Origin of the sequence: Streptomyces sp. NPDC017676, from assembly GCF_044329325.1 — a bacterium.
GTDB lineage: Bacteria > Actinomycetota > Actinomycetes > Streptomycetales > Streptomycetaceae > Streptomyces.
Window position 1 is genome coordinate 235,447 of record NZ_JBIRJA010000006.1, and the last position, 7,881, is coordinate 243,327.

Annotated in this window: 4 protein-coding genes; 1 reads left to right on the forward strand and 3 read right to left on the reverse strand. The window is 73.5% G+C overall.

What is annotated here, in order from left to right:
• Window positions 1-75: 75 nt before the first annotated feature.
• Together ACH4LD_RS15390 and ACH4LD_RS15395 are read right to left on the reverse strand one after the other, a co-directional pair.
• Window positions 76-2,586: an FtsX-like permease family protein gene (locus ACH4LD_RS15390; RefSeq protein WP_398055192.1), complete on the reverse strand. Its 2,511-nt coding sequence runs from the start codon at window positions 2,584-2,586 to the stop codon at window positions 76-78.
• Window positions 2,586-3,389: an ABC transporter ATP-binding protein gene (locus ACH4LD_RS15395; RefSeq protein ID WP_398055193.1), complete on the reverse strand. Its 804-nt coding sequence runs from the start codon at window positions 3,387-3,389 to the stop codon at window positions 2,586-2,588. The genes ACH4LD_RS15390 and ACH4LD_RS15395 overlap by 1 nt, the downstream gene beginning before the upstream one ends.
• Before the next feature lie 287 nt (window positions 3,390-3,676).
• Here ACH4LD_RS15395 and ACH4LD_RS15400 point away from each other — a divergent pair, with 287 nt between their 5' ends.
• Complete coding sequence (locus ACH4LD_RS15400; RefSeq protein ID WP_132784445.1) at window positions 3,677-3,931, forward strand: hypothetical protein; 255 nt, start codon at window positions 3,677-3,679, stop codon at window positions 3,929-3,931.
• Between the two features lie 66 nt (window positions 3,932-3,997).
• Here the strand turns inward: ACH4LD_RS15400 and ACH4LD_RS15405 are convergent, their stop codons facing one another.
• Complete coding sequence (locus tag ACH4LD_RS15405; RefSeq protein ID WP_398055194.1) at window positions 3,998-7,858, reverse strand: type I polyketide synthase; 3,861 nt, start codon at window positions 7,856-7,858, stop codon at window positions 3,998-4,000.
• Window positions 7,859-7,881 lie beyond the last annotated feature (23 nt).

The following is a 7,881-nucleotide window of genomic DNA, read 5'->3' on the forward strand; positions in this document are numbered from 1 at the left end:
CCCATTCCCGGCCACCCGTCATGGAGGGGCCGCCCCCGCTCGGGGGAAGCGGGGACGGCCCGGCCAGGGGGTGACTCACGCGGCCTTCACCGTCTCCACGGCGGGGCTGCGCATGCCGCGCCAGGACGGCAGCAGCGTGGCGCCGAACACCAGCAGCAGCGATCCGCCGACGATGGCGAGGTAGATGCCGATGGATCCGGAGGGCAGGTAGGAGTCGCTCTTGACGAGGCTGTAGGGGACGATGGTCGTCGCGGAGGCGACGGTGCCGAGGACGGTGGCGACGACGCCGGTCAACAGGCCCTCGACGGTCAGCATGCCGAGCACCTGGGCGCGGGTGGCACCGGTGAGCCGCTGGAGGCCGAACTCCGCGCGCCGTTTCCGGGTGACGGACACCAGGGTGTTGACGACGGTGATCGCGGCGTACCCGACGATCATGGCGACGATGGTGTAGTTGGCGGAGACCAGGATCTGCTGGATCTGGTTGTTCCGGCCGGCCAGCGAGGAGCTGTCGTCCAGTTCGGTGCCGGGCACCTCCGCGGCCAGTGCGGCGAGGCGTTCGTGGACGCCGGCGCCGGTGCCGCGCGCGGTGCGGACGAGGATCTGGTGCGGCAGCCCGTCACCGGTGTGCGGGGCGAGGGTGGCCGCGGGCAGCGTCAGGTACTCCTGCTTGGGGTTGTCGCGGTAGAGGGCCACGACGGTGGGTCGTACGGCGGTGCCGTCCCCGAGGTGCATCGGCAGCCGCTCGCCGACCTTCACCCCGTACTCCCGGGCCTTCTTGTCGGACAGGGCCACGGTGTCGCCGCGCAGGCCGGTGAGGGAACCGGCCACGACGGGCAGGTCCAGGCTCTGCCGCACGCCGTCGGCGGAGACCCCGCGCAGGTCGACCTGGTCCGGGCCGCCGGCGCGGTCCACGAAGCCGCGGCTGGTGACGAACTCGGAGGCCGCGGCCACCCCCGGCGTGGCGCGCACCCGGTCGACGACACCGGGTGCGAATCCGCCCGTGGTGGAGTCGAGGACGTGGTCGGCGAGGATGTTGCGGTCGTAGGAGGTCCGGGAGACGTGGTCCTCGGTGGACTGCATGTACAGGGTGCCGGTGGCGATGCCGATGAGCAGGACGATCGGCGCGACCGCGCCGGCCATGCGGACGTTGGCGGTGGCGGCGTTGCGCAGCGCGAGCTGACCGGAGAGCCCGGAGAGGGCCCGGACCGGCAGGCGGAGCAGCGCGACCATGACCTTGGTGATGCCGGGGGCGAGCAGGGCGAGGCCGATGCAGAACAGCACGGAGGCGGGTCCGGCGGTGCTGGCGAGGGTGGGGCCGTCCTCCATGACGGTGGCGGTGGCGACGGCCAAACCGATGCCGTTGGCGAGGAAGAACAGTGCGAGCAGCAGCCGGGGGACGCTGAACCAGCGGGTGCCGGCGGTGGATTCGGCCAGCGCGGCGACCGGTTCGGTGCGGGCGGCGCGCCGTCCGGCGAAGCGGGTGGCGCCGGCCGCGGCGAGCACGGTGACGACGGCTCCGACGGCCATCGGCATCCATCCGGCGTGGTAGACGATCGCCGACGACACCACGCCGCTGGATGTCAGCACCCCGAAGAGCAGCCGTCCGATGGCGTATCCGGGCAGCAGAGCGAGCAGGACGGAGCCCACGGACAGCACGGCCGTCTCGGTGAGGATCATGCGGCGGAGCTGGTGCGGGGTGGAGCCGACGGCGCGCAGCAGGGCCATCTCGCGGGCGCGCTGCTGGAGGGAGAGGCCGAGGGTGGAGGCCACGCCGAACATGACGATGAGGACCACGGAGGAGCCGAAGACCGCCGCGAGGATGACGACGGTGCGCTTGCTGGAGAGGGTGCCGGGCAGTTCGGCCAGTCCCCGGCGTTCGCCGGTCAGCACCTCGGCGCGGTCGCCGACCTTCGCGCGCACCGCGTCCGCGACCGCGGCGACCCGTGTGCCGCGATCGGGCAGCACACCGATGGAGTCGATACGGCCACCGGCGAGGGTGCGGGCCTCGTCGTCCGTGAAGAACACGGCGGCGTCCGGGTTGTGGTCGCCGCGCTGCTCGGCGATGCCGCTGACCTGGAACCGCCGGACGGTGCCCTGGACGACGATGTCGACGGCGGACCCCGGGCGCGCTCCGGCGCGCCGGGCGAGGTCCGCGTCGAGGACGGCCTCGCCGCCGGCGACGGGGGTTTTACCGGCGGCGAGGGTATAGGGGGTGAGCCGGGCGGAGGCCCAGCCGTGGCCGTACGAGGCGGACCTGCCGGTGACCGGCTTGCCGTCCTTGAGGACGGTGGCCGGGACGGACACGTCGCCGACGGCCGCGCGGACGCCCTGGACCCGGGCGACCTCGCCGACGAGGCGGGGGTCGATGCGGTGACGTTCGGTCAGGGCGGTGGAGTCGTAGGTCTGTTCACCGGTGACGACGACCGGGGCGCCGTTCAGGCGCTGGGGTTCGGCCGCCATGCGGACGCCCGTCTCCATCAGGCCGCCGCAGCCGATGACGATCGCGGCGCCGAGGAACATGGCGAGGAAGGTGGCGATGAAGCTCGTCCTGCGGAACTTCAGGGTGCGCAGTGCCAGGCGCCACATCAGTACCGCCCTCCCGAGGGCTGCGCGGCGCCCTGCCGGTGGGTGTCGTCCTCCCAGGCGCCGAGCCGGGTCATCCGGGCGGCGACGGCGTCGGCCGTCGGCCGGAGCAGCTCGCCGGCGAAGGCGCCGTCGGCGAGGAAGACCACGCGGTCGGCGTAGGAGGCGGCCACCGGGTCGTGGGTGACCATGACCAGCGTCTGGCGGGCGGTGTCGACGGACTCGCGCAGCAGGCCGAGCACGGAGGCGGCGGTGCGGGTGTCGAGGGCGCCGGTGGGCTCGTCGGCGAAGACCACGGCGGGGCGGGTCACCAGGGCGCGGGCGATGGCGACGCGCTGCTGCTGGCCGCCGGAGAGCTGGGACGGCAGGTGGCCGAGCCGTTCGTTCAGGCCCACGCGCTGCACGACGGTGCGGATCAGGCTCTTGTCCGGCCGCTGTCCGGCCAGTTGCAGCGGCAGGGTGATGTTCTGCATGACCGTCAGCGCGGGCAGCAGGTTGAAGGACTGGAAGATGAAGCCGATCCGGTCGCGGCGCAGCTTGGTCAGCCGGGTGTCGTCCAGGCCGGCGAGGTCGGTGCCGCCGACGGTGACCGTGCCGGAGGTGGGCTGGACCAGTCCCGCGGCGCAGTGCAGGAACGTGCTCTTGCCCGATCCGGACGGTCCCATGACGGCGGTGAAGGTGCCGTCGGCGAAGCTCACGGTGAGCCCGCGGAGCGCGGCCACCTGGCTGTCTCCTCGGCCATAGGTCTTCGACACGGCGTCCAGCCGTACCGCCTCCGCCCGGCGGAGGTCGTGTGAAGTGTGCACGGGGGCTCCCCTACGAGATTTCGCTTCTCACGCGGTGTCTGCGGGCCAGATTAGGAACGCCGGGCCCGCGGCACATTGGCATTGTCCGGCCGGTTCGAGGTAGAGGTTTCTCTACCTCGGACCGGCAGGTTCCGACGGGTGTCCGCCACCTTTGTGCAGTGGTGTCATCACCCTTGTCCGAATATTTGACTCCCCTTCGAAAGGGCCGGTTGCCACCCGTGTCCCGGGGCTTGTTCGCGGGTACCGTCGAAACCGTCCGCAGAAATCCACGAAAGATGGGAAGTCCCATGGCCACGAGGCCTGACCACGAACTGACCGCACAGGTCCGGCCCGACGGATATCTGGAGCTGTTCTCCCGGCGCACCGGGAAGCGGCACCGATGCGGCCCACGCGGCACGACCATGTGGCTGGCGCTCCAGCGCAGCGGCTGGCAGCCGGAATCGGCCGCGGATGAAATCGCCCTGCAATTAGGTGTCGATCCGGACAGTATCCGATGCGATATCCACGCGTGGTTGGCGCATTTCCGTGAGGCCGGTGAGTGAAGAAAAGCCGGGGCGCGGGCGGCTTTTCAGCCGCCCTCGCCCCTTCTCTTTCTACCGCCGCCGATTTCAGGACGCGGCGGCGGACCGCGCCGCCGTGAGCCATGACTCGACCGCCTCGGCGGTGGCCTCCGCGCGGTCCTCCAACATCGTGAAGTGCGTGCCGGGCACGTCGGCCGGCTCGTGCTCCGCGGGCCAGCTCGCCCGCCAGTCGTCCGCGCCGGTGGCGAAGGACTCCGTGGGCCGTACGAACAGCACGGGTGCGGTGAGGGCGCCGGGCAGGCAGTGCTGGATCAGGTCGCTGTAGCGGCTCATGGCGGCCAGGCGGGCGGTCCCGAAGCCCCCGAGGGACGACTCCCGGTCCAGCATGCCGTCGAACATCTGCCGCCACAGGTCGTCCTTGCCGTCGTCCCCGGGCAGGTAGGTGTCGAGCAGCACCACGCCGGCGGCCGGCTGTCCGGCCTTCTCCATGATCTCGGCCGCCGCGTGGGCGAACTGGCCGCCGGAGGAGTAGCCGACGAGCACGTACGGCCGCTCGTCCGCGCAGGCCCGGCGAATGCCCTCGACGACCACCTCCACCACGGCGTCCACGGAACGCGGCAGCGCCTCTCCGGGGCCGAAGCCGGGCACCGAGGGCACCACGACGTCACGGCGGCCGTCGAAGTACCGGGCGAAACGGGCGTACTGGTGGGCGCCGCCGAGCGCCATCGGTGACGGCAGGCAGACGAGCCGTGGGGCGGAGTCGCCGGTGGCCAGCCGCACCGGGTCGGCGACGGCACCGAGTTCGGCCAGGGAGGAGAAGCCGGGGAGGATGTCGGCCACGGTGCGCAGCAGGTCGATGGCCCGGTCCATCCGCCCGTCGGCCGCGGCGCGCCGCACCAGCCCGCTGACCGATTCCAGGTCACCGGCGCCGGCCGGGCCGGGAGCGCCGCCCGCCAGGTGCCCGCGCAGCGCGGCGGCGAGGGCGGCCGGCGTGCGGTGGTCGAAGACGGCACCGGCCGGGAGGGTGCTGCCCAGGGCGGCGCCGAGGGCCGCGCGGAGTTCGGCCGCGGAGACGGAGTCCATGCCGATCTCCAGGAAGACGGCGTCGGGCTCGACGGCCTCCGGTCCCGGGTGCCCGAGGATCGCCGCGGCCTGGGCCCGGATCACCTCGGTCAGCAGCGCCTCCTGCTCGGCCGGCGGGGCCCCGGCGAGCCGCTGCCGGAGCGGTTCGGCGTCCCTGGACGCGACGGCCGGCGCCGGCTCGGCCGCCGGGAGGACGGTGAGGGCCACGTCCGCGTTCAGCCAGTACCGCTCGTGCCGGAACGCGTAGGTGGGCAGTTCGGCGCGGGCCGTACCGGGGAAGAGCGCCGCCCAGTCGGGGGCGAGGCCGTCGGTGTACAGCCGGGCGAGTCCCGACAGGAGGGCCACGGGTTCGCTGCCGTGGCGCCGGCCGAGGGCGACGAGGACGCCGCCGTCGGCGTCCGGGCACTCGCGGACGAGGCCGGTCAGCACGGCGTCCGGGCCGACTTCCACGAAGCGGCCGACGCCCGAGGCGGTGAGGGCCGCGACGGCGTCGGCGAACCGGACCGTCTCCCGCACGTGCCGCACCCAGTAGCCGGGGTCGCACAGCTGCTCGCCGTCGGCGGGGCCGCCGGTGAGGGCGGACACCAGCGGGATGCGTGGCTGATGGAATGTCAGATCCTCGGCCACCGTACGGAACTCGTCGAGCATGCCGTCCATCAGGGGCGAGTGGAAGGCGTGCGAGACGGCGAGCCGCTTGGTCTTCACGAAGCCCTCGGCGGCGGTGAGCACCGCCGCCTCCTGCCCCGAAAGCACCACGGAGGACGGTCCGTTGACCGCGGCCAGCCCCACGCGGTCGTCCAGCAGCGGCCGCACCTGCTCCTCCGTGGCCTGTACGGCGACCATCGCGCCGCCCTCCGGCAGCTCCTGCATGAGCCGGCCGCGGGCGGCGACCAGGGCGCAGGCGTCGTCCAGGTCGAGCACGCCGGCCACATGGGCGGCGGCGATCTCGCCGACGGAGTGCCCGGCCAGGACGTCGGGCCGCACACCGAAGGACTCCAGCAGCCGGAACAGGGCCACCTCGTAGGCGAACAGTGCCGTCTGCGCGTACCGCGTGCGGTGGAGGGCGTCGGCGTCGTCGCCGGCCAGCACCCCGGCGAGGTCCAGCCCGAGCCGGGCGTCGATCGCGTCGAAGGCGTCCGCGAACACCGGGTAGCGGGCGCGCAGTTCGAGGCCCATGCCGAGGCGTTGGGCGCCCTGGCCGGTGAACAGGAACGCCGTACGGGTGCCGGTCCGCGCCCTGCCGGTGGCGGCCGTGGCGGCGGGGGTGCCGTCGGCGAGGGCGCGCAGTCCGGCGAGCAACTGGTCCCGGTCGGTGCCGGTGACGGCCGCGCGGTGGTCGAAGGCGGTACGCCGGGTGCCGAGGGCCCTGGCGACGGCCGCCGGATGCAGCTCGGGCCGGTCCGCCAGGAAGGCGTGCAGGCGCTCCGCCTGGGCGGGCAGGGCCGCTGCCGAGCGGGCGGACAGGGGCCATAGGACCGCCGGGGCGTCCGGTTCGGCGTCCGCCGGGTCCTCTGCGGGCGCCTCCTCGATGATGGTGTGGGCGTTGGTGCCGCTGATCCCGAAGGAGGACACACCGGCCCGGCGCGGCCGGTCGGTCCGGGGCCAGGGCTGCTCCTCCGTCAGCAGGCGCACCCGACCGGCGTCCCAGTCCACCTTCGTGGACGGCCGGTCCACGTGCAGCGTCCTCGGCAGGACGCCGTGGCGCATCGCCATCACCATCTTGATGACACCGGCGACACCGGCGGCGGCCTGCGTGTGACCGATGTTGGACTTCACCGACCCCAGCCACAGCGGGGCGTCAGAGGGCCGCTCCTGGCCATAGGTGGCCAGCAGCGCCTGCGCCTCGATCGGGTCGCCCAGCGTCGTGCCCGTGCCGTGCGCCTCCACCACGTCCACGTCCGCCGCCGACAACCGGGCCGACGCAAGCGCCTGCCGGATCACCCGCTGCTGCGACGGACCGTTCGGCGCGGTCAGGCCGTTGGAGGCGCCGTCCTGGTTCACGGCGGAGCCACGGACGACCGCCAGCACCTCGTGGCCGTTGCGCCGCGCGTCCGACAGCCGCTCCAGGACCAGGACGCCCAGTCCCTCGGAGAAGCCGGTACCGGCCGCGTCGTCGGCGAAGGAGCGGCAGCGCCCGTCCGGGGAGAGGGCGCCCTGCCGGCTGAACTCCACGTACGTGACCGGTGAGGCCATCACCGTCACTCCCCCGGCCAGGGCCAGGGTGCACTCGCCCTGCCGCAGCGCCTGCGCGGCCAGGTGCAGCGTGACGAGCGACGAGGAGCAGGCGGTGTCCACGCTGAGCGTCGGGCCCTCCAGGCCCAGGGTGTAGGCGACGCGGCCGGAGACGATGCTGCCCGAACCGAAGCTGCCGAAGTAGTCGTGGTACATGATGCCCGCGAACACACCGGTGCGGCTGCCGCGCAGCGCGACCGGGTCGATGCCGGCGTTCTCCAGGGCCTCCCAGGAGCCTTCGAGCAGCAGGCGCTGCTGCGGGTCCATGACGAGGGCCTCGTTGGGGCTGATGCCGAAGAACGCGGCGTCGAAGTCCCCCGCGTCGTGCAGGAAGCCGCCCTCGCGGGTGGAGGAGCGGCCCGGCACGCCCGGCGTCGGGTCGTACAGGTCCGGGTCCCAGCCGCGGTCGCCGGGGAACGGGGTGATGCCCTCCGCGCCGTCCGCGACCAGCCGCCACAGGTCCTCCGGGGACCGCACCCCGCCCGGGTAGCGGCAGGCCATGCCGACGATCGCGATCGGTTCCCGGGCCGCCGCGGTCAGCGCGCGGTTGCGTTCCCGCAGCCGCTCGATCTCCTTCAGCGAGGCGCGCAGCGCCTCGACCATCCTGGTGTCCGGCTTCTCGGACTCGGCCATGGTCCTCTTCCTTGTCGCGGGCG

Bases quoted from the DNA above. Each gene is read 5' to 3' on its own strand.
- ACH4LD_RS15405 (WP_398055194.1), bottom strand. From the start codon at position 7,858: ATGGCCGAGTCCGAGAAGCCGGACACCAGGATGGTCGAGGCGCTGCGC.
- ACH4LD_RS15390 (WP_398055192.1), bottom strand. From the start codon at position 2,586: ATGTGGCGCCTGGCACTGCGCACCCTGAAGTTCCGCAGGACGAGCTTC.
- ACH4LD_RS15400 (WP_132784445.1), top strand. From the start codon at position 3,677: ATGGCCACGAGGCCTGACCACGAACTGACCGCACAGGTCCGGCCCGAC.